Consider the following 22,324-nt stretch of genomic DNA (forward strand, 5'->3'; position numbering starts at 1 on the left):
TTTTATGGAATTAAAATAACCTTCCCGCACTGTCCGCTTCTCATCAGTTCAAACCCTTTCTCAAACTCTTCTAATGGAAACTGATGGGTAATAATAGGTGAAAGATCCAGTGTGTTTGATCGAAGCAATTGTGAAACCTGCCGCCATGTCGTAAACATCTTTCTCCCTGTGATCCCTTGGATGGTAAGACCTTTAAACACGACTTTATTCGTCAAGTCGATGGTAACCGGATGTTCCGGCAGGCTGAGAATATGAAATCTCCCGCCATTTGCAGCCATTGCTAGGCCTTGCGCGATAGCTGAAGGGTGACCCGACATCTCACAAACGAGATCAGCTCCTTCCCCGCTCGTTAAAGCGCTTACAATTTTGAGCGGATCTTCTTTTTCGACGGAGACCGTGCTTGTGGCTCCCATTTGTTTGGCGAGAGCTAATCTGTACTCATTTTTGTCAATGGCGACCACCTGCGATGCACCTGCTGCTTTTGCGACCGCTACCGCCATAAGTCCGATCGGCCCGCATCCGATAATAGCAGTCGCTCCACCGGCGTTCTGACTCTCAAGAACTGTATGAACGGCATTTCCTAAAGGCTCTTGAATGGAAGCAATCGCCGGGTCCATATCCGCGGGATTCTTCCAAACGTTTTCGGCCGGCACTTTGACATACTCCGCAAAACAGCCTGCCGTGTCCACTCCGATAATGGCCGTATTTTTACATACATGAGGCTTTCCTGTTAAACAAGGGACGCATGTGCCGCATACAATGTGTGTTTCCGCAGAAACATACTCCCCGATTTTTACACTGCTGACATTCTCGCCTACAGCCTCGACAATACCACTGAACTCATGGCCGAAGACACAAGGAGTTTTTATTCTCTGCCGTGCCCATTGGTCCCAATTATAAATATGCACATCCGTGCCGCAAATGGAAGCTGCCTTAACTTTTATAAGAACTTCATGCTTATCGATTTCAGGAATGGGAACTTCAGCCAGCACAGCGCCGAAAGCACCGTGTTTTTTCATTACAACTTTCATCTTTCCACTCTGCATGTACAATCCTCCTTTAAAAGTCTTGTTATAACCGGATTGTACCATGATCTGGAATCACCGTAAACAACTGTGTCCTCCTAGAAAAGACAAAAGTATCCGTCTTGAAAAATGGGCTAAATTTTTTTTATAAAAAGCCGGAATCGTTTTTACACATGACATATGGTTCATTTCTATTATAAAAATACTATTGAGAGAAAATATCACAATAAATGAAAAACAACCTGCTTGCATATGCAAACAGGTTGTGAATACTTTAATTTTCTTAGCGAGGCTCCACGATTAATTTAATCGCTGTTCTTTCTTCACCATCGATCTGAATATCAGTAAAAGCCGGAATACAAATCAAATCAACCCCGCTCGGCGCCACAAATCCTCTGGCGATTGCCACAGCTTTTACAGCTTGGTTCAAAGCACCCGCTCCAATTGCTTGAATCTCGGCGGCTCCGCGCTCTCTTAACACACCTGCAAGCGCACCTGCCACTGAATTTGGACTCGATTTTGCTGAAACTTTTAAGATTTCCATTTCTGCTCCCCCTTAGTTTTACAATGGATAAGTGAGTGTTCATTAGAACAATCATTATTAGATGTTGCTATCCAAAAAGCCATCCCCACAATGCTTTTCAAAAATAGCGGGCTACCTTCCATTTTTACTATATTCACTAAGGAGTTGCTATATTCCTGCTTTTCTTTTTAATATTTTTATAAAATAACCATGTGATCAATTAGTCAAAGAACATGTGATCATCATTGATTAAAATACGTTCGATTTTAACGGCTTTTTTCGTTTGATCGTCTATATCGATGACGACTCCGCTTAGGGTTGTTTTTCCTTCAGCGACAGTAAAGCGCACAGGAAGGTTTGTTTTGAAACGTTTGATAATCGTTTCTCTGTCCATCCCCAGTATACCATCATATGGGCCGGTCATTCCTACATCAGTAATATATGCCGTGCCCTTCGGCAAAATGCGGTTATCCGCTGTTTGCACGTGAGTGTGAGTTCCTACTACAGCAGATGCCCGTCCATCCGTGTACCAGCCGAGTGCGAGCTTTTCACTTGTCGCTTCCGCATGGAAGTCGATAAAAATGTACGGTGTTCTTTTAGCAGCTTCGGCAATTAATTCATCCGCTTTTAAAAACGGATCATCGAGCGGCGGTAAAAACGTACGGCCTTGCAAGTTGATAACAGCAAGTTCTTTACCGTTTGCTTTCACATATGTGATCCCTTTTCCCGGTGTTCCTTCCGGAAAGTTTGCAGGACGGACTAAGTTCGGGACATCGTCGATAAAATCGAAAATTTCCTTTTTGTCCCATGTATGGTTTCCCATCGTGATCGCATCTGCGCCAGACTGTATTAAACTGTGATAGATTTTTTCTGTTAAGCCTTTTCCATGTGCGGCATTTTCGCCATTTATAATGGTAAAATGCGGCTTGTATTTTGTTTTCAGCTTTGGCACATACTCTTTTACCATGTCGCGGCCCGGTGACCCGACAACATCTCCGATAAATAAAATTCTCATTTTGTAAATCCTTTCTATTCCTCAGCCTTCAAAAAAATAAAGTGATGCTTAGCGCATCACTTTATTTTGCATACTCTACGGCTCGAGTTTCTCTAATGACTGTCACTTTAATATGACCTGGATAATCGAGCTCGTCCTCAATTCGTTTTCGGATATCTCGCGCCAGGCGATGAGCTTCAAGATCATTTATTGAATCCGGCTTCACCATAATACGCACTTCACGTCCAGCCTGAATCGCAAATGATTTTTCAACACCTTCGTAGGACTCAGAAATTTCTTCGAGCTTTTCAAGTCTTCGAATGTAGTTCTCGAGTGTCTCACTTCTTGCGCCGGGTCTTGCAGCGGAAAGCGCATCTGCTGCAGCTACCAGCACAGCGATAATGGAAGTCGGCTCCTCGTCCCCATGGTGTGATGCAATACTGTTAATTACGACTGGGTGCTCTTTATATTTAGTCGCAAGCTCGACTCCGATTTCAACGTGGCTTCCTTCTACTTCATGGTCAATCGCTTTTCCGATGTCATGAAGAAGTCCCGCCCGTTTAGCAAGCTTTGCATCTTCTCCAAGCTCCGATGCCATCAGCCCAGCCAAGAATGCGACTTCCATGGAATGCTTAAGCACATTTTGACCGTAGCTTGTACGGAACTTTAAGCGGCCGAGAATCTTGATCAGATCTGGGTGGAGGCCGTGAACGCCAACCTCAAATGTCGTTTGCTCACCCATCTCACGAATGTAGTCATCGACCTCGCGGCGAGATTTTTCAACCATTTCTTCAATCCGTGCCGGATGAATACGGCCATCCTGAACGAGTTTATCAAGAGCAATCCTTGCTGTCTCACGTCTGATCGGATCAAATCCGGACAGGATGACAGCTTCAGGGGTATCATCGATAATCAGGTCAATACCTGTCAGCGTTTCAAGCGTACGAATGTTACGCCCTTCCCGGCCGATGATACGTCCTTTCATCTCATCATTTGGAAGATTGACAACTGATACCGTTGTTTCGGCAACGTGGTCCGCTGCGCAGCGCTGTAAGGCGAGTGAAAGAATGTTTTTCGCTTTTTTATCCGCCTCTTCTTTCGCACGGTTCTCAGTTTCTTTTGTCATGATGGCGATGTCATGTGAAAGCTCGTTTTCAACCCGGTCAAGAATGATTTGTTTCGCTTCGTCACGAGTCAGACTCGAAATTCGTTCCAACTCTGACTGCTGCATACGAATCATCTCATCCACTTTGCTTTCCATCTCTTCAATATGTTGTTGTCGTTCATTCAGAGAATGATCTTTCTTCTCCAACATCGCTTCCCGTTTATCAATTCCCTCATGTTTGCGATCAAGGTTTTCCTCCTTTTGGAGTAAACGGTTTTCTTGTTTTTGAAGCTCATTTCGTCTTTCACGAACTTCTTGTTCAGCATCTATTCGAAGTTTGTGGATTTCATCCTTTGCTTCAAGCAGAGCTTCTTTTTTCAGTGCTTCAGCATCACGCTTTGCATCTTCAAGAATTTGCTCGGCTGCACCGCGTGCGCCTGCAATTTTCGCTTCGGCAATGGTTTTACGAACATAGTAGCCAACAACTAAACCGAGTAGAATCAGCAAAATGGAGATGAGAACCATCATAATTGGGGTCATACTTTCACCTCCTCTTGCTATGAACTTGGTTGTTGCTCAAAATAAGTGTCGGCATGTACATTGTCTGGTTTTCTCAACATACAGAACCTTCACAGGGAATGAAAGTTTCATCGCCCTTGTCAAGTTTAAATGGTTTAACAATCATGTTAAAAAAACAAATGTTACAACTTCATTGTAATTGTGTCGGAAATACTTGTCAAGCTTGCCAGCTTAACGTTTGCCGAGCCGCCCCCATTTATCGTGCCGAACGTGAACCCGCCAATCTTTTGAAAAAAAAGATCGTAAATTACTCCTGATTGAGAAGCTGGTATATTTTATTGTTCACTTGTCCAAGTTTAGCGTTATTTTGAATGTTTGACAATAAAACAACAACGGTTTGTCCGGATTTGCTGAAGCTGTTCAATACGTTGAAGCCCGGCATGACTCCGTGGTTTGAATAGCTTCCGGGAGCAACATAAAATCCCATCCCGTATGTGGAACTGCTCCCTGGCGTGAACATTTTTTCATAGCTTTCTTGCGAATAGAGCTTGCCGTCTATCAGCGCTTTGTCAAATTTGTACATATCAGCAGCACTCATATATATATCGCCAGCTCCATACATCTGAGATAAATCGAGCATATACGGTGTAATGGCCCTGCTGCCTTTCAGCTTATAGCCGACAGCTGGATAAGGCTGCTTATCATATGTCTTGTAAAAACCCGAATGCGTCATCCCCGCCGGCTTAAATATATGATTCGTTATGTATTGTTCATAAGACTCACCGCTCACTTCAGCAACAATATAAGCGAGAACTGAATAGTTAGAATCCTGATAGTCCCACATTCCAGGCTGGCGTTTGATTCCTTGCTGCTCTATGTCTTTTATTAAGTCATCCGGTGTGATCGCGCCATTCCCTTCAACATGTCCGTTTATTCCCGATGTATGAGTAAGCAGATTCTTTAATGTAATATTTTTTCCATTAGGAAAATGGGGTAAATACGTGCTGACCGGATCACTTGTCTGGAGCTTTCCCTTTTCCTCAAGCTGCAAAATAGCGGTTGCTATCAGCGCTTTTTGTGATGATCCGACATAAAAAGATGTCGCAGGATTGTTTTTTATGTGATGCTCGCGATCCGCGTAACCAAAACCTTTATTGATTACGACTTCCCCATTTCTGACGATCATGGCTGTCCCGCTGAAGCCGATCTCTTTTAAATAACTGCTGATTTTTTGATTGCGATCCACTGTTTTGATTTGTTCCTCTGTTTTTTTGGCTTTGTTTTTCTTCTGATCCGTTTGCTTCTGACTAGTATCAGAAACCGCTGCAGCTTCTTGAGATGGTTCGGCTTCTTCATCCTCTCGATGAACGGCATTCCAAATCATGAAACAAATGATTGCGGCCAACATACCAAACAAAAATTTGCCTCTTTTATTTAGTTTTCTGCGTCTGCGCTTCGCAGTTCTTCTGTGAGTGGGGCTTGTCATCCATTTTATCCTCCCAATCTAATTTCAAATACACACGTTTTGTTAGACGTATGAAGCACTATAAAAGTTGTCAAAAAAACCAATTTATTTATTATTATTTTGCAGAAAATACAAAAGAAAAAAAGGCAGAGTTTTCACTCTGCCTTTTTTATCATTTCAAATTCATTTTATTTTTATTCTTCAAATTCGAGTTCTTCCTGTGTCTCTTCCGCCTGCTGCTGTACTACTCCGTTATTATCTAAGCCGTAATGTTCACGAATTTGCTCCTGAATCATCAGCATGATATCTTTATTTTCTTTTAAAAATTGTTTGGCATTTTCACGGCCTTGGCCAAGACGCTCTTCTTCATAAGAGTACCATGAACCGCTTTTTTGCACGATATCAAGTTCAGTTCCGAGATCAATGATTTCGCCTTCTTTTGAGATACCTTCTCCATACATAATATCAACCTCAGCTGTACGGAACGGAGGAGCCACCTTGTTTTTCACGACTTTAATTCTCGTTTTATTCCCCATAACGTCGTTGCCTTGTTTCAGCTGTTCAGCACGGCGTACTTCAAGACGAACGGAAGAGTAGAATTTCAGCGCACGACCGCCGGGAGTCGTTTCCGGGTTTCCGAACATAACGCCGACTTTTTCACGAATTTGGTTAATGAAAATCGCAATAGTTTTCGACTTGTTGATAGCCCCTGAAAGCTTACGAAGCGCTTGAGACATTAAACGTGCCTGCAAACCGACATGTGAATCTCCCATGTCGCCTTCAATTTCCGCTTTCGGAACGAGCGCCGCTACAGAGTCGACAACAACGATGTCAACTGCACCGCTTCGAACCAACGCTTCTGCAATTTCAAGCGCCTGCTCGCCTGTGTCAGGCTGAGACAGTAAAAGCTCTTCGATATTGACACCGAGTTTTTGTGCGTATACCGGGTCTAGCGCGTGCTCCGCATCGATAAACGCAGCTTGTCCTCCCTGCTGCTGAACCTCAGCAATTGCATGAAGCGCAACAGTTGTTTTACCTGAGCTTTCAGGACCGTATACTTCAATAATCCGTCCGCGCGGATATCCGCCAATTCCCAGTGCCGTATCAAGAGCGAGGGAGCCGCTTGGGACAGTAGAAATTCTTGTATCTGTCTTTTCTCCCAGTTTCATAATGGAACCTTTGCCGAACTGCTTTTCTATTTGTTTAAGAGCCATATCTAAGGCTGCCTGACGATCACTCATTCTATTTTTTCCTCCTTTATGTTACCACTACATATACTATACCCTGTTTGAAGGGATTTGCCAAGAAAAAAGCGAACGCATATTCGGATTTTTTCTTGGCCCGATTTCTACCAAAATATCATAATGAGTCAGAGAAATCATGTTTTTTGAGGAGGATAGTGTGCTGAAAACATTATTTTTGCTCTAACAGTTTTAAAATTAAATGGCAGCCATATTTAGCAGCACGTTTTCTGATTCCTGTTCTGGAGCCTGCAAAGTGAAACTCGTGAACCTCTTCTTTTCCGTTTGCAGAAATACCGATAAACACATGTCCAGGTGCATGGCCTTCTTGAGTATCAGGGCCGGCAACACCGGTAAAGCTAATGCCAATATCGCTTCCAGTGAGCTGCTGAACACCCTTTGCGAGCTCTGATGCGCATTCCTCGCTGACTGCGCCGAAACGGTCCAATGTTTCCTTTTTGACGCCGAGGACATTTTGCTTCACTTCGTTTGAATAGCAAACAACGCCGCCGGAAAACAATGCTGAAGCGCCACTAAGATCTGTCAGCCATTCGGAAAACAGCCCGCCGGTAAAGCTTTCTGCGGCAGAAAGCGTGATGCCTTTTTCCTTGCATGCTTTAGATAGCTCTTTCACAAGCGATGTATCGTCGTAGCCATAGAAAAATTCACCGACACGTTCTAAAATAACGGCTTCTGTTTCTTTTAACAAACGCTCTGTTTCTTTTTCATCGGCATGTTTTGCTGTCAGGCGAAGCGTCACCTCTCCGTCCGCTGCCAACGGAGCGATCGTCGGGTTCGTCTGTGCATCAATGATATCTTCTAAATCAGCTTCAAGCTGAGATTCCCCGATACCGAAAAAGCGAAGAACAGTTGATACAATTTTTTCATTGGAGCCCATCTTTTTAAGAAGAAGCGGTTTTGCCTCATTTTCAAACATCGGACGCAATTCGCTCGGCGGCCCGGGAAGAAGCATATAAAAGCGCGAATCATGCTCTGTAAGCATTCCCGGCGCCATTCCAAAGTGATTCGCCAGTACGTCAGATCCTTCGATGACAAGCGCCTGTTTTCGGTTATTAGGTGACATCGTGCGTTTTGTTCGTTTGAAATAATCCTCAATGGATTGAAACGCCTCATCATTTAAAACGAGCGGACGTCCCAGCACATTTGCTATCGTTTCTTTTGTTAAATCATCTTTTGTCGGCCCGAGCCCTCCGGAAAAAATAATAAAATCAGAGCGCTCTTCAGCAATGCGGATGACCTGCTTCAGCCGCTCCGGATTATCACCGACTGCTGTATGGTAAAATACGTTTACTCCGATTTCTGCCAGCTGTTTGCTGATAAATTGAGCATTTGTATTAGCAATCTGACCAAGTAAGAGCTCTGAACCGACTGCAATAATCTCTGCTTTTTTTGGAAATTCCATCACGTATGTCCTTCTTTCTTAGTTAGATGTTTTTAGCGCTTCCCAGTTTTTAGCGAAATAGTCCCAGCCTGATACAACGGTAAAGAATACGGCTACCCATAACGCCAGGTCAGCGAACGGAAATGACACAAGCTCAAATGGAAGATTGTGAAGAAGCAATGCAGATACTGCAATGATTTGTGCCCAGGTTTTAATTTTACCAAGCATATTCGCAGCTACTACTTCTCCCGTTCCGGCTAATACAAGCCTTAAACCTGTTACGGCAAACTCCCGGCTGATAATCACAATGACCATCCAAGCGGGAGCAAGATCAAATTGAACAAGGATAATTAACGCTGCCGATACGAGAAGTTTGTCCGCAAGCGGATCGAGAAATTTCCCAAAGTTTGTAACAAGGTTCAGTTTGCGGGCATAATAACCATCTATCCAATCTGTCGTCGATGCAATAATAAACAAGATAGCGCCCGCCAAGTGTGTGACCGGAATGGATTCGTCTCCAAATTCGAGCCTGCCCCAGTCAAACGGCGCCAGCATGATAATCATGAAGATTGGGATTAATGCAATTCTTGCTAGTGTGATTTTATTCGGTAAGTTAAACATAAAGCCCCTCCAGTTTCATACTCGGACGTGAAGAAAAGTCATCTGGTGATTAAGATGACTTTTCTTCCTTTTTATTTACAATCTTTATTGTTTGTGCCATCACTTCTTTAGGATCAAGTTTATATGAAAGAACCTCACCGTTGATTTTTATTTTCAGGTTAGGTGCATATCCTGTGCGGATTTCAACTTGTTTCTGATCAGTTATGTCTTTTTTATACGTTTCGTCTTTTTTCAGTGTACCCTCTTTAAGAGAGCTGCTGTTTTCATCACGCACTCGAATCCAAGAGCTGTCTGAAGCCTTCAGCTCAAGCTCGATTTTATCAGCACCGGACACTTCATAAGTTGTTACAGATCCTTCAGTGCCAGTTGCTTTCATCTCTAGTTTGTCACTGTCTTCTTTTTTAACTTTTTTATCTTCTTTGTCTTTCGTTTCTTTTTTCGTGTCTGTCTCTTTTTCAGAGCTGTTGGTTTGATTCTCTTTCAGCGTTGAATCTTTAGGGATCTCATACTTGCTTTCACTTTTCGCGATTGATTTTTCTGATGCCGCATTGCTATTATCATCGTTTTTATGATTCGCAAACTGAATTATAGCGTAAACAATGGCGATCACGACAATCACGCCGAGAATCACAAGTATTGTAGGCAGCAATTCCAGCGCCTTAGAAGCAGGCTTTGGCATTTCCTTCTGGAGATTCATGCCGGAGATTTTTTCAGACACATCGTCATGATACGTATTCGGGATATCTTTTTTATGCTCCTCAAACAATTGGTCAGCATCAAGCCCGACGGCTTCCGCATATTGCTTGATGAAAGCCCGGACATAAAACTTACCCGGAATAATGTCATAATTTCCTTCCTCCAAGGCGGTTAAATACCTTTTTTGAATCTTAGTTGCTGCTTGGAGATCATCCAATGACATTGCTTTTTCCTCTCTGGCTTCTTTCAGCCGGATTCCTAGTTCAGTCACAACAAACACCTTCCAATTTTAAAAATCAAAGCTTGAAAACCCGGATTGATCAAACATTTGGGGTTCTTCAGCATGTTCATATGTAATAACCTCATCAGGATCATTTCTCAGTTCAATAATATAATCAAAGTCATCTAGTGTATACTCTGTATTTTGAACGAATATGTCCGGATGCTCCACCACTTTTGTAGCAGGCAGCCTCATGATTTCCCTCACCAGCTGCAGATGGCGTTCTGATCCTCTTCTTGTCGATACAATGCCGTCAATGATAAAGACATTTTCAGTACTGTATTCATCGGCAATCAGCTGGCTTCTGATTGTCTGTTTCAGCAAGGTAGATGACACAAACAGCCACCTTTTGCTGGCGCATACGCTGGAAGCTACGATTGACTCCGTTTTCCCGACGCGCGGCATTCCCCGGATCCCGATTAATTTATGGCCTTCTTTTTTGAACAGTTCGGCCATAAAATCGACTAATAAGCCCAGCTCGTCCCGTTCAAAGCGGAATGTTTTCTTATCATCGGCATCCCTCTGGATGTACCGGCCGTGACGCACGGCGAGGCGGTCGCGAAGCCTTGGTTCTCTCAGCTTCGTTACTTTAATTGTTTCCATCGTTTTTAAGATTGATTCTAATCGTTTAATTTGATCTATATGGCGGCACCTGAGCAGCATTCCCCTTCTGGAAAGATCGACGCCGTTTATCGTTACGATGTTAATAGAAAGCATCCCGAGAAGAGATGAAATATCCCCGAGCAGTCCGGGGCGGTTCACTTGAATTTCATATTCAAAATACCATTCGAGCTTTGCCAAATGATATACCCCCTTCATTGTGGCAAAATTTTACCTTCCTTTATCATAAAGCATTTTTCTCTAATTAGAAAGAAGAATGTTGCTGTGATGGGGAAAACATAAAAAAGAGAGGAAAAATCTCCTCTCTTCTTAATGAGTGCTGTTATTTTCAACAAGCTTAACCATCATATTGGCAATGGCGTGCTGTTCTTCTTTAGATGCTACGCTCCAAAGATCTGCCAGCACTTTTTCCTGCTCGTTCTTAGAATCCACTTCATTAGCCAGGTAACCGCCGATTTCTGTAGCAAGGTCAGTGATGGTGTCCTGACTCATGCCTTTTTCTTGCGCATAGTTTAAACGATCACCAAGGAAATTCTTCCAGTTATCCCAGTTTTCTAATACTGACATGTGAGTTTCCTCCATTTCATGTGAAGTTACAAAATTATTTTGTCCTTCTTAAAAGAAACTATACACATTTTATTTTGCTTCAGCAGTGCCAGCCGCCGTTAACTGACAGAATCTGTCCAGTAATATAGGAAGCTTTTTCAGACAGGAGAAATGCTGCTGCCTCGGCAACTTCTTTCGGCTGTGCAAGCCTGCCGATCGGGATTTCATCAGCGATCTCTTCTAATTCATCCGGTTTGAATTGATTCATCATGTTTGTATCTACAGCACCCGGCGCTACTGCGTTGACCCTGATACCGCTTGGGGCCAGCTCCTTAGCCAGTCCTTTTACAAACGAGTGCTGGGCTCCCTTTGCCATGCTGTACAGCACCTCACACGATGCGCCAGTCTCTCCCCAAATAGAGCTGACTGCCACGATCGCTCCCGATTTGTTACGGATCATGCCTGGAAGAAGGTTTCTCGTCAGCATGTAAGGACTTGCTACATGCAGCTGAACCATTTCCTGTACCGTAGCATTATCTACATCAGTAATCAGCCCGAAATGGCTTCTACCGCTGTTTAAAACGATCGCATCAACCGGCTGAACAATTGATTTTGTTAGTTCATCAGCGCCAGTGGGAGTGGAGAGATCTCCTTGCAAAATATCAGCATATATGCCAAATGACCGTTTCAGTTTTTCAGCAAGCTCTGCAGCCGCGCTTTCATTCTGATTGTAGTGCAAAAGCAGATCATACCCCTCTGCTGCAAGCGATTCACTTATGCTTTTGCCGATACCGCCGCTCGCCCCGGTGACTAATGCTGTTTTTTTCATCCTCTTTCCTTCTTTCCGCAGAAAAACACCCCTCACATTGGAGGGATGCATGTTAAGATTTAGGAACCACTTTGCAGACAGTCAGTCTGTCTTCAGCAATTTCCTCTTGTATGATTTGCTGCACATCCTCAAGGGTGATCTGCTCGAGAACAGTTACGATATCAAACAGGCTCATCTCCAAAAATGCATAGCGAGTGAATTGGTTAGCGATGTATTCAGGTGAGTTTAAAGCCTTTAAAAATGATCCGATTTTTTTCTTTCTGGCAAGTTCTATCTTCTCAGCGGTGATGATTTCACCGGCACGAAGCAGATTGCCTGAAATGTCTTCAGCCAATTTATCCGGTTCAGGCGTATCCCCGCCAATGGCCGCAAAACCGAACCCATATTCAGCCGTAAAATCAAAACTGAACGTTTCATCTATATACCCTTTTTCATAAAGGGACTCATATTGGGCAGAGCTTTTGCCGAACAAAGATTCAAGCAATAGGTTCATTGCAAGTTCATGCTTGAGCAGCTCTTTCCCTAATTTATACGGATGCTTTGATTTCAGTCCGACGAGACATTTCGGTCCCTGAACATTCATTTTAATTTCTTTTTCTTTCCGGAAAACAGCTTCTTGCTCTTTTACTTCTTCCCGTTTAATTTCCGGCTGATCTGTATACGGTTTTCTTTCCTGATTTTCTCTTACCTGAGAAATGATAGCTTCAGGATCAACAGGGCCGACTATAAAGAGGAGCATATTGCTCGGATGATAAAACGTCTCATAGCATTCATAAAGAAGGTCCTTTGTGATATGTGATATACTTTCAACCGTTCCGGCTATGTCAATTTTGACAGGATGATCTTTGTACATGTTTTCAATCACCCCGAAGTAAAGCCTCCAGTCAGGGTTATCATCATACATGTTAATTTCCTGGCCGATAATCCCTTTTTCCTTTTCCACCGTTTTTTCTGTAAAATAAGGGTCCTGCACAAAATCAATCAGTGTCTCCAAATTGCGTTCCACATTTGACGTGCTTGAGAAAAGATAAGCCGTTCTTGTAAATGACGTGAACGCATTGGCAGAGGCGCCCTGTTTACTGAAATCTTGAAAAACATCTCCATCAGCTTTTTCAAACAGCTTATGTTCAAGAAAATGGGCAATCCCGTCCGGAACTTGAACCATCTCGTCTTTTCCAAGAGGGACAAACTGATTATCTATAGATCCGTACTTTGTTGTGAATACCGCATATGTCTTGTTGAAGCCTTTTTTCGGCAAAACGTATACGTCCAGGCCGTTTGACATTTTTTCATGATACAGCGTCTCCTGAAGCTGTTCAAATTCGATTGGTTTTATCAAGATGCACCCTCCGTCCCTTTTAAGAAATAAGTCGTATCAAGCTGAATCTTTTCGCCGACTTTAATGATATCCTCTTTTGTCACCTGCTCAATATTGGCAAGGAAATCTTCGATCGGAATATCGACTTGGGCAGCGGCCTGCTGATATAGAAATTCAGATAAACCGTACGCAGTATCAATTGTTTCCAGCACCTGATTCCGAATCATGGCTTTCGTCTGAGAGATGTCTTGCTCACTGAACTCCCCGTTTTTCATAGCCTGAAATTGCTCGGCAATAATAGAGACGGCTTGTTTGTAGTTTTTCACTTCAATTCCTGACATCACCATTAATAAACCTTTAAAGCTATCGATACGCGAGGCTGCGTAATAAGCGAGACTGGCTTTTTCCCGAACGTTAATGAAAAGCTTGGAATGAGAAAAGCCGCCGAACATTCCGTTAAAAACTTGTAAAGCTGAATAATCCTGATCCGTAAAGGTAATATTGGTCCGATAGCCAATATTCAGCTTGCCTTGTTTGACGTCTACTTCATCAATGACTTCTTTGGGTTCAGGTTGTTCAGCATGATTGTTTGCAAATGCATCCAGGGTGCGTTCCTCTGTTTGAAAATAATGTTCAATAGCAGCTTGCACTTGTTTACTGTCAACATCGCCGACGACATATAAATCAAGCTGGTCTTTTTGGATCGCGTGTCGGTATGTTTCATATAATTGATCGGCCGTAATGGCATCCACATCGTCGATCTCACCATTGACGTGCAGCGAGTAAGGTTCGTTTTTACACATTTCCTGTATAAGCCTTAGATTAGAGTAACGCATTTTATCATCATAAACTGCTTGAATTCTTTGCTTCAGCGTTCGTTTTTCTTGATCCACATATTGCGATTGAAAAACGCCTGCTTCCAAAGCAGGTGAAAAGACGATTTCTGCGAGAAGCTGCAGCCCTTTTTCAAGGAGCGGTGTCTGATCTTTTAAATATTTTTCATTTGGAATTTCAAGTCTGAATGTAATTACATGCTGTTCACCTTTTTTCGAGAGATCAGCCGAAACAGACGTGCCGTAAAGTTCATCCAGATAAGAACGCAATTCTGCAGTTTTCGGACGGTTTTCTGTTCCTCGAAGCAGCACATGCGGGAACAGCGCTCTTTTCGTAACTTGCTCCTTTGTTAAGGGCGCTAGCATTTTAAAGATAAGCGAGACGGTTTTAAATTTTTCTGTTTCTACAATATGTGCGGTTAAACCGCCGTGCTTTGTTTTGACTTCATTGACATATGACATGTGAAACCTCCTTCGTTCATTTCTTATTAGTATGTATTATGACCAAATTTCAGCATTCGCAGAAACACTCTTTCATGTAATTATAGCAACTGTAGGATTTATAAGGAAACAATAACCTCTTACGCATTAATTGTTCGTCTGCTATTGGGAAATAAAAAAGAGCTTCCTGCTTGATCCCTCTTATTCACAAATTTTCTGCCAAGATTCACTATTTTTCTCAGCAAAAAAAGACGGTGTGTCAAACCGTCCCTAAGTTTTTTTCTTCTTCACTTTTTTTAGCATCTACATTAAAGAGCACCAGAAATAAGGAAACAATCCCGCAAAACGCGGAAAGAATGAAGATAAGCCAGCTTGCATTAGACATCAATGCCGCAAACACAGGCGGCCCGAGAGCTACTCCAATAAAGCGCATACTATTATAAAATGAGGAAATAGTTCCGCATTCCTCACTCTCAATCCCTTCTGTTATCAGCGCATCTAAAGCAGGAAGCGCCATTCCGATTCCAATTCCCCCAAAACTCAAAAAGATAAATAAAAAATAAAAACTGTGGTTCCACCACAAGCCGATAAAAGACAGGCTTAACATAATCATCCCTGTAACGACGCAAAATTTCATTCTTGCCTTATCTTTGCCGATCTTTTTACCCGCTATAAAAGAACTGCTGGACAGGAATAAAAGAGGTATCGCCAGCAGCCCGCCTTTGGCCACTCCGTCAATTGTATATTTATTCTCTAGCGTGTCTGATAAGTAAAATAATACGCCAAATAATAAAAACATAATGACGCATCCAATAATAAAAACTGTGTAGAGCCAGCGTCCATCCTGTTTAAAGATTTTCCGCACATTCTTGAGGAACTCTGAAATTGTAGGTGCATCCTCATCTTCTTCAGGCTTCTCGACCAGAAACAATACGAGCAAAAAGCTGATCAAACAGAAAAACGGAATAAACCAAAACGGGACGAACCAGTACCAGGAGGCAAGTAAGGCGCCCAGTATGGGACTCAGCACTTTTCCGGAGGTGTTAGCGGTCTCAATATCGCCAAGACCGGCACTGACCTTTTCATCATCCCCCTCAAACAGATCGCCGATAAACGGCATGACGATGGGAGCTGCACCCGCTGATCCGATGCCTTGAAGAACCCGTCCGGCCAAGATCATAGCGTAAGGATTGTCTATATATGTCGAAGCAAAAGCAGCCACAGCTCCCCCTATTCCCGCAATAAGAAGGCATGGGAGCAGCACTTTTTTTCTGCCAAATCTATCCGACAGGTACCCCGCGATCGGAATGCAAATGATCGCTACCACCGAATATACAGTGATAATTAATGACACTTGAAATGAACTGACCGACAGCTTTTTCTCCATCATCGGAAGCACGGGAATCAGCATGGAGTTCCCTAATGTCATAACAAGCGGTACGGAAGCCAGAGCAATAATATTTTTCATTCCTATTTTTTCTTTCAACATTTTCACCCATTCACTTTGTCATCCTTTATATCTTGCGTTAACCGCAGTAAAAGTATGTACAAAGAAACATAAACCAGGCAAATAAAAAAACAGACACATCACAGGTGTCTGTTTTTAGAATCGTTTACGCAAAACATGGAATCTGAATTTGTCGGCTCTGAAATAATTTAATGAATAAAGCACCGGTTTATCATGCTGATCGTAATGCGTTTGTTTTAACAGCAAAAGAGCTGTTTCCGGATCGCATTCCAGCACTGGAGAAATCGTATCATGATAGCCGATCGGCTCAATATCAGTTACAGCGTAGCTGATGACAGAGCCTGAATTTTTCTCAAGCAGGTCAAACATAGACTCTTGCTGGTGAGAAAAAGAATCCGGCAATATATCCATCGGAATTTTGTCAATACAATACACAATCGGCTGTCCGTTTGCCGTTCTGACACGTTCAAGATAAAAAACTTCCTGTCCTGATGTCAAATGAAATCTCTTGATATCATCATCAGACGGCATAAGCACTTGAGATGAAAGAAAAATCGTTCCTGGAATCATATTAGCCTGTTCAATCATCTTGGTTACACTGTTCAGCTGTTCAATGCCCGAAAGAAATAACGGCTTAGAATGGACAAAAGTTCCTACACCATGCCTTCTGATAATCACATGCTCTTCTTCCAATATCCGCAGTGCTTCACGCAAAGTCGCCCGGCTGACACCAAGCTTTTTGGAAAGCTCAAATTCAGAAGGGAGCTTTTCTTTCTCAGTGTAGATTCCATTTTTAATATCCTCTTTTATTCGTTCAATCACTTTTAAATACAAGTGCCGATTATCAGCTTTTGTAGACATGTTTCCCCTCCGTAAACCACTTTCGATAAAAATTATTGAACAATTGGGACAACTATATCATGTTTTGTCGAAAAAATAAATAGAAAGGTGTACTGTTTACATAATGTTATTATTGTTACTAAACTCTCTTCATTTAAGAAGAGAGCTCATCATGTTTTTCTTTTGATATTAAGACTTCCCTTGGTTTGCTGCCTTCATACGGGCCAACTATGCCGCGTTCTTCCATTGCATCAATCAGGCGTGCCGCTCTCGTATACCCGATTCTGAACCTTCTTTGCAGCATCGATACGGATGCAGTCTGCATGCCGACGATTAATTCGACGGCTTCATCATAAAGGTCATCGGTAATCTCAGTATGGGTTTCCGTTGTTTCCTCAGGAATCATTTCTTCCTGATATTGAGCTTTTTGCTGCGTAATGACATGATCTACGACCTGCTCCACTTCTTCATCTGACAAAAATGCTCCTTGTACACGGACAGGTTTATTAGCCCCGACAGGTAAAAACAGCATATCTCCTCGTCCTAAAAGCTTCTCAGCGCCCCCCATATCCAAAATGGTCCTTGAATCCGTCTGTGAAGAGACACTGAATGCGATTCGTGACGGAATATTTGCCTTGATGACCCCTGTAATGACGTCAACTGACGGACGCTGTGTCGCAATAATAAGATGGATGCCGGCAGCCCGTGCCATTTGGGACAATCTCGTAATCGAGTCTTCTACATCAGATGAAGCTACCATCATGAGATCAGCTAGCTCGTCCACAATGACCACGATATACGGCAGCTCTGGCTGTTTTGCCTCTCCCTCATTATTGGAGCGTTTTATATAATCATTGTACCCTTCAATATTTCTTGTTCCTGTATGAGAAAACAATTCGTACCGACGTTCCATTTCATTGACAACCTTTTTCAAAGCTTGTGATGCTTTTTTCGGATCAGTTACCACCGGAGCAAGCAAATGCGGAATCCCATTGTACACATTCAGTTCAACCATTTTTGGATCAATCATCATCATTTTCACTTCATGCGGTTTAGCGCGCATCAGAATACTTGTAATAATGCCGTTGACACAGACACTTTTTCCGCTCCCGGTCGCACCTGCGACAAGCAAATGAGGCATTTTGTTTAATTCAGCAAGCACAGCTTCACCCGAAATATTACGGCCAAGTCCGATTAACAGTTTTGCATCAGGTCTGTCATTAAGTTTTGACTCAAGCACTTCCTTCAGCGATACCATAGCCACTTCCGCGTTTGGCACTTCTATTCCGATGGCAGATTTACCTGGAATAGGCGCCTCAATCCTTATGTCTTTTGCAGCTAACGCAAGCGCTAAATCGTCACTTAGGTTGACTATCTTGCTTACCTTTACTCCGACATCCGGATACACTTCATATTTCGTGACAGCCGGCCCAAGATGAACCTGTGTCACTTTCGCCTTTACGCCGAAGCTTTGGAACGTGCGTTCAAGCTTTCTGGCATTTTCATAAATATTTTTTTTATCAGCCTGCTGGCCGGTATGCTTGGGATCAGCTAATAAATCTAATGACGGCATCTGATAATCTTTATTTTCAAGTTCTGTAAAGGTCATTGGCGGAGCAGCTGCCGTTTCATTATGGTCAGCCTCGGACTGATTTTCCTGAAGCGGTTCTGTGGCCGGCTCAATTCGTTTTACTGCAGCTGCCGGAGGCTCTTCCGCTTCATTCCGGTCTGAAAAGCTTGAGATAATCGGCTCTGAATGAATGAGAGGCGATACCATTTCCTCCTCCTCTTCTTCAGCAGCGGGCTCGGGGTCCATTTGCTGTTTTGTGCGCGTCGGCTTTTGTTTTTTACTGGTATTGGCTTTCGCTTTTTTCGATGATTTCATATTTGTTTTGACTGATTTCATATCATCAATAAAAGCAAACCATTGTTCTTTGATGAAACGGCCGATCGGGCTCATCCACTTTTTCAGCGTTTCTTGAAGAGAACGCCCCGTGACCAGAATCATTCCGATCAAAATCATTACAATCGCCATAATTTGAGAACCGGTTGATGCAAACAAAAAGTGTGAAGCCGCAAACAGAAGCGCCCCGATCATCCCCCCGCCTAAATCAGGTGAAGCAGAGCTCCCATTCATGTCCATTAAAAATAATTCCCATGTATTGCGAATCACGCTGGCAGACTCAATGGATCCTCTGTTCGTCAAATTTTTAAACAGCTGCACATGAGAAAGCAGCAATATGCTTGCAATGATGCAGTACAGCCCTGCCTTTCGTCTCGTTAAAAGACTCGGCGTTTTTTTCTTCCAAAATAGGGAAACCCCTAAAACGAATAAGCCTAACAAGCATAAAATAAACCACTCACCAGCGAAAAAACGGAACAAGTAGATAAAGGTTTGTCCCACTACACCAAGCTGTAAAATGGCGATAATTGAGATAGCAATGCACAGCAATCCGTTTAATTCAAATTTTATGTTGAGCTGTTTTGCCTGTTTTTTTCTCGATTTTCTTTTTTTCTTTGCCACACTCATCACCTTACTGCGTTAAAAAATGTAAGTTCATACATAATGAAGAAAGCAGCCGTTTACTGGCTGCGTTTTTCTGTAGGATTCCCCTATTATAGCATATTTTGCCCTTAAAAAAGGGCCGGAATCTTATACGTTTAATTTTAGCTTTTGTCCCGGAGAAATATCCGGATGCAGAAAGTGCATAGGATTAGTGCTCATGACTTGAATAACCTCTGCTTCATTGCCTTTCATCTCGACAAGAAGCGGAACACCTCTATACTCAATTTGCTCGTGTGCACTTGGCTGTTGGTTCTGTTCCGCGAAAACAATTTCCTGCGGCATCGTGGTATACAAAATCATTGAATCATCCGTCCTTCTTCTTCTCTCGCTTCCTCGATCAGCTCATTTAATTTATGAATCGCTTGTCCGACTCCGCCGACGTGATCAATCAGTCCATACTCGACGGCATCCTTGCCGACGACATTTGTTCCAATATCGCGTGTTAAGTTTCCTTTTGAAAACATCAGCTCTTTAAACTTATCTTCATCTACATTTGAATGGCTTGTTACAAATTTAACGACTCTTTCTTGCATCTTATCCAAGTATTCAAAGGTTTGAGGCACACCGATTACCAGTCCCGTCAGACGAACGGGATGAATCGTCATGGTAGCTGTTTCAGCAATATAGCTGTAATCACAAGATACCGCAATTGGTACACCGATGGAATGTCCTCCGCCAAGTACGATGGAGACGGTCGGTTTTGACAAAGATGCGAGCATTTCAGCAATTGCAAGGCCTGCTTCCACATCTCCGCCGACTGTATTTAATATAATAAGCAAACCTTCAATTTTTGGATTCTGCTCAATGGCAACGATTTGCGGGATGACATGCTCATATTTTGTTGTTTTGTTTTGCGGAGGCAGCTGAACATGGCCTTCTATTTGTCCGATAATGGTCAGACAATGGATATTTGTATCTTGCGGCAGCTGCGGAAGTGTCGTTTCCCCTAGCTGCTGTATTTTATTCATAATGCTGTCTTTCGTATCATTTTTTTCGGGACGTTCTTCTTCTGAATTTTCCATACGATGATCCATTTCGCTTTCACCCTTTCCGAGTTTCTCTTTGTATTATGAACAAAGATCTTCAATTCAATCCCGGCTTAACAGGCAAAAAAATAAAGACCGGAACAGGTCCGGTCTTACGTTTACATTAGACTTCCATAATAATTGGGATGATCATCGGTTTACGTTTTGTTTTTTCATATAGGAATTGGTTCAAAGCATCTCGCATTGCCTGCTTAAGCGTTGACCATTCAACGTTTGATGTTTCAGTTGCTTCTGTCACGATAGAGCGTACAAGCTCAGTAGCCTGTACGATAAGGCCTTCAGACTCTCTTACATAAACAAAACCGCGTGTGATAATCTCAGGACCTGATACAAGATGTTTCTTTTGTTTATCAAGTGTAATGACAACAATCAGTATGCCGTCTTGTGAAAGTAAGCGGCGGTCTCTCAGCACAATATTTCCGATGTCGCCTACACCTAAACCGTCGATTAAAATATTGCCGTATGGCACTTTATCACCGATCTTTACGTTTTGGCCGCGGAACTCGACAACGTCCCCTTTTTCAATTAAGAAGATATCACTGCGCTTCATGCCGATTTCTTCAGCGATTTTTGAATGAGCCTTTTGCATTCTGTATTCGCCGTTTACAGGAATTAAATATTTTGGTTTAAGCAGATTAATCATCAGCTTTAACTCTTCCTGTGAGCCGTGTCCAGATACATGCACACGCTTTTGGGCAAAAATGACTTGTGCGCCGGCTCTGGCAAGCAAATCAACTGTTTTAGAATAAATGAGTTCCTGCCCAGGGATCGGAGTGGATGCAATGACAACTGTATCCCCTTCTTCGATATTCAGCTGCTTGTGAGCTTTGTTTGCCATTCTTGTCAGAGCTGCCAACGGTTCACCATGGCTGCCGGCAGTTACAATCGCTACTTCGCGCTTCGGATATTTTTTGACGTCCTGAATCGAAATAAACAGTTCATCATCTGCTTCAATATATCCAAGCTTTCTTGCAAGCTGAAGGATCGATTGAAGGTTTTTTCCGGCAATGGCAATCTTTCTGCCATTTTGAGCCGCTGCATGAATGACTTGCTGAATCCGGTTAATATTGGATGCGAAAACGGCAATGATTACCCGGTTCTCTGAATTGTACAGCGCGTCCGAAATCTCTCCGCTGACAGCAGCCTCCGAAGGGGTGTAACCCGGACGTTCTGCATTAGCACTGTCAGAAAGCAGAGCAAGTACGCCGCTGTTGCCGATTTTAGCAATCTCGCCAATGTCGCACGATTGATTAAGTGCGGGTGTTTGGTCAAATTTGAAGTCTCCCGTGCATACAATAGATCCAAGTGATGTTTTTAAACTGACGCCTACTGAATCAGGGATACTGTGGATCGTATTAAAGAACGATACCTTTGTTGATTCAAATGTAATGACAGATTTTGAGTGAATTTCTCTTAAATCAGCTTTTCGGTTATGTCCGTATTGTTTTAATTTTTCTCTTAATAGTGCAAGCGTCAGCTTTGTTCCGTATACAGGAACAGACAGCTTGTTTAATAAGTAAAAAACGCCGCCGATATTCTCATCATGCCCATGAGTTAAAAAGATAGCCTTAACGCGGTCAGATCGTTCAATCAAATATGAAATGTCAGGAATCACCACATCAATACCGAGCATTTCGTTTTCTGGATGCATAAGGCCGGCATCAACGACAAATATGTCTGAATCAATTTCGATGACATAAAGGTTCTTCCCAATTTCTCCGACACCGCCAAGGGCGATAATTCTAACGTTTTCTGTATTTTTCTTTTTCAAAATCTATATCCTCCTAGTCTCATACCCGTCCATCATCACTTGTTCCTATTATAACTGAAAGTAAATTTAGAAAACAAGATAAAGCAGAAGGTTTAGGGAAAACCAATATGTATAAGAAACGGTCAAACTCAGGTGGAATGAGAATGACCGCGTTTGTTTCACTGTATGAAATTT

Annotated in this window: 20 protein-coding genes; all 20 read right to left on the reverse strand. The window is 42.7% G+C overall.

Annotated features, from left to right (window positions below; translation table 11 throughout):
• Positions 1 to 2 precede the first annotated feature (2 nt).
• The 20 genes from tdh to rnjB all read right to left on the reverse strand — a co-directional run bounded on the left by tdh (position 3) and on the right by rnjB (position 22,150).
• Positions 3 to 1,046 carry an L-threonine 3-dehydrogenase gene (tdh, locus tag UJ203_RS06195; protein ID WP_322009163.1) on the reverse strand — a complete coding sequence of 348 codons (1,044 nt, stop codon included), beginning with the start codon at positions 1,044 to 1,046 and terminating at the stop codon, positions 3 to 5.
• Between the two features lie 262 nt (positions 1,047 to 1,308).
• Positions 1,309 to 1,569: a stage V sporulation protein SpoVS gene (gene spoVS, locus UJ203_RS06200; protein WP_003154135.1), complete on the reverse strand. Its 261-nt coding sequence runs from the start codon at positions 1,567 to 1,569 to the stop codon at positions 1,309 to 1,311.
• A gap of 199 nt (positions 1,570 to 1,768) precedes the next feature.
• On the reverse strand, positions 1,769 to 2,563 hold the full coding sequence (ymdB, locus tag UJ203_RS06205; protein ID WP_322009166.1) for a 2',3'-cyclic-nucleotide 2'-phosphodiesterase: 795 nt from the start codon (positions 2,561 to 2,563) through the stop codon (positions 1,769 to 1,771).
• A 61-nt stretch (positions 2,564 to 2,624) separates the two neighbouring features.
• A complete protein-coding gene (rny, locus tag UJ203_RS06210) occupies positions 2,625 to 4,187 on the reverse strand; it encodes a ribonuclease Y (RefSeq protein WP_010334309.1) in 1,563 nt (520 codons plus the stop codon).
• A gap of 286 nt (positions 4,188 to 4,473) precedes the next feature.
• Entirely contained in the window at positions 4,474 to 5,652 is a 1,179-nt protein-coding gene (locus tag UJ203_RS06215; RefSeq protein WP_268497737.1) for a serine hydrolase domain-containing protein, read from the reverse strand.
• A gap of 173 nt (positions 5,653 to 5,825) precedes the next feature.
• Positions 5,826 to 6,872 (reverse strand): recombinase RecA, encoded by a 1,047-nt coding sequence (gene recA / locus UJ203_RS06220; RefSeq protein WP_010334307.1) that lies wholly within the window; start codon positions 6,870 to 6,872, stop codon positions 5,826 to 5,828.
• A gap of 172 nt (positions 6,873 to 7,044) precedes the next feature.
• Complete coding sequence (locus UJ203_RS06225) at positions 7,045 to 8,295, reverse strand: competence/damage-inducible protein A (RefSeq protein ID WP_059352925.1); 1,251 nt, start codon at positions 8,293 to 8,295, stop codon at positions 7,045 to 7,047.
• Between the two features lie 18 nt (positions 8,296 to 8,313).
• Positions 8,314 to 8,895 (reverse strand): CDP-diacylglycerol--glycerol-3-phosphate 3-phosphatidyltransferase, encoded by a 582-nt coding sequence (gene pgsA / locus UJ203_RS06230; protein WP_010334305.1) that lies wholly within the window; start codon positions 8,893 to 8,895, stop codon positions 8,314 to 8,316.
• Between the two features lie 49 nt (positions 8,896 to 8,944).
• On the reverse strand, positions 8,945 to 9,862 hold the full coding sequence (gene rodZ / locus UJ203_RS06235) for a cell shape determination protein RodZ (protein ID WP_105954259.1): 918 nt from the start codon (positions 9,860 to 9,862) through the stop codon (positions 8,945 to 8,947).
• A gap of 18 nt (positions 9,863 to 9,880) precedes the next feature.
• The gene (locus tag UJ203_RS06240; RefSeq protein WP_024121452.1) at positions 9,881 to 10,672 is read right to left on the reverse strand and encodes a DUF3388 domain-containing protein; all 792 of its coding nucleotides are present in this window, start codon (positions 10,670 to 10,672) and stop codon (positions 9,881 to 9,883) included.
• A 129-nt stretch (positions 10,673 to 10,801) separates the two neighbouring features.
• Positions 10,802 to 11,059, reverse strand: coding sequence for a DUF3243 domain-containing protein (locus UJ203_RS06245; RefSeq protein ID WP_024121451.1), 258 nt, complete (start codon positions 11,057 to 11,059; stop codon positions 10,802 to 10,804).
• Positions 11,060 to 11,138: 79 nt separating this feature from the next.
• Complete coding sequence (ymfI, locus tag UJ203_RS06250) at positions 11,139 to 11,867, reverse strand: elongation factor P 5-aminopentanone reductase (protein WP_322009178.1); 729 nt, start codon at positions 11,865 to 11,867, stop codon at positions 11,139 to 11,141.
• 52 nt (positions 11,868 to 11,919) lie between these two features.
• The gene (gene yfmH, locus UJ203_RS06255) at positions 11,920 to 13,206 is read right to left on the reverse strand and encodes an EF-P 5-aminopentanol modification-associated protein YfmH (protein WP_105954257.1); all 1,287 of its coding nucleotides are present in this window, start codon (positions 13,204 to 13,206) and stop codon (positions 11,920 to 11,922) included.
• Positions 13,203 to 14,480, reverse strand: a complete 1,278-nt coding sequence (gene yfmF, locus UJ203_RS06260; RefSeq protein WP_322009181.1) for an EF-P 5-aminopentanol modification-associated protein YfmF — start codon at positions 14,478 to 14,480, stop codon at positions 13,203 to 13,205. The genes yfmH and yfmF overlap by 4 nt, the downstream gene beginning before the upstream one ends.
• Positions 14,481 to 14,718: 238 nt before the next feature.
• Positions 14,719 to 15,927 (reverse strand): MFS transporter, encoded by a 1,209-nt coding sequence (locus UJ203_RS06265; RefSeq protein WP_322009486.1) that lies wholly within the window; start codon positions 15,925 to 15,927, stop codon positions 14,719 to 14,721.
• Positions 15,928 to 16,062: 135 nt separating this feature from the next.
• Positions 16,063 to 16,788, reverse strand: coding sequence for a GntR family transcriptional regulator (locus UJ203_RS06270; protein WP_059292764.1), 726 nt, complete (start codon positions 16,786 to 16,788; stop codon positions 16,063 to 16,065).
• Positions 16,789 to 16,921: 133 nt separating this feature from the next.
• Positions 16,922 to 19,291 carry a DNA translocase FtsK gene (locus UJ203_RS06275; RefSeq protein WP_322009185.1) on the reverse strand — a complete coding sequence of 790 codons (2,370 nt, stop codon included), beginning with the start codon at positions 19,289 to 19,291 and terminating at the stop codon, positions 16,922 to 16,924.
• A 129-nt stretch (positions 19,292 to 19,420) separates the two neighbouring features.
• Complete coding sequence (locus UJ203_RS06280; protein WP_024121444.1) at positions 19,421 to 19,633, reverse strand: YlzJ-like family protein; 213 nt, start codon at positions 19,631 to 19,633, stop codon at positions 19,421 to 19,423.
• Positions 19,630 to 20,367: a translocation-enhancing protein TepA gene (gene tepA / locus UJ203_RS06285; protein WP_322009188.1), complete on the reverse strand. Its 738-nt coding sequence runs from the start codon at positions 20,365 to 20,367 to the stop codon at positions 19,630 to 19,632. The genes UJ203_RS06280 and tepA overlap by 4 nt, the downstream gene beginning before the upstream one ends.
• 115 nt (positions 20,368 to 20,482) lie before the next feature.
• Positions 20,483 to 22,150: a ribonuclease J2 gene (gene rnjB / locus UJ203_RS06290; RefSeq protein ID WP_044155851.1), complete on the reverse strand. Its 1,668-nt coding sequence runs from the start codon at positions 22,148 to 22,150 to the stop codon at positions 20,483 to 20,485.
• Positions 22,151 to 22,324 lie beyond the last annotated feature (174 nt).

It is taken from the genome of Bacillus sp. V26 (assembly GCF_034296245.1).
Taxonomy (GTDB): Bacteria; Bacillota; Bacilli; order Bacillales; family Bacillaceae; genus Bacillus; species Bacillus halotolerans.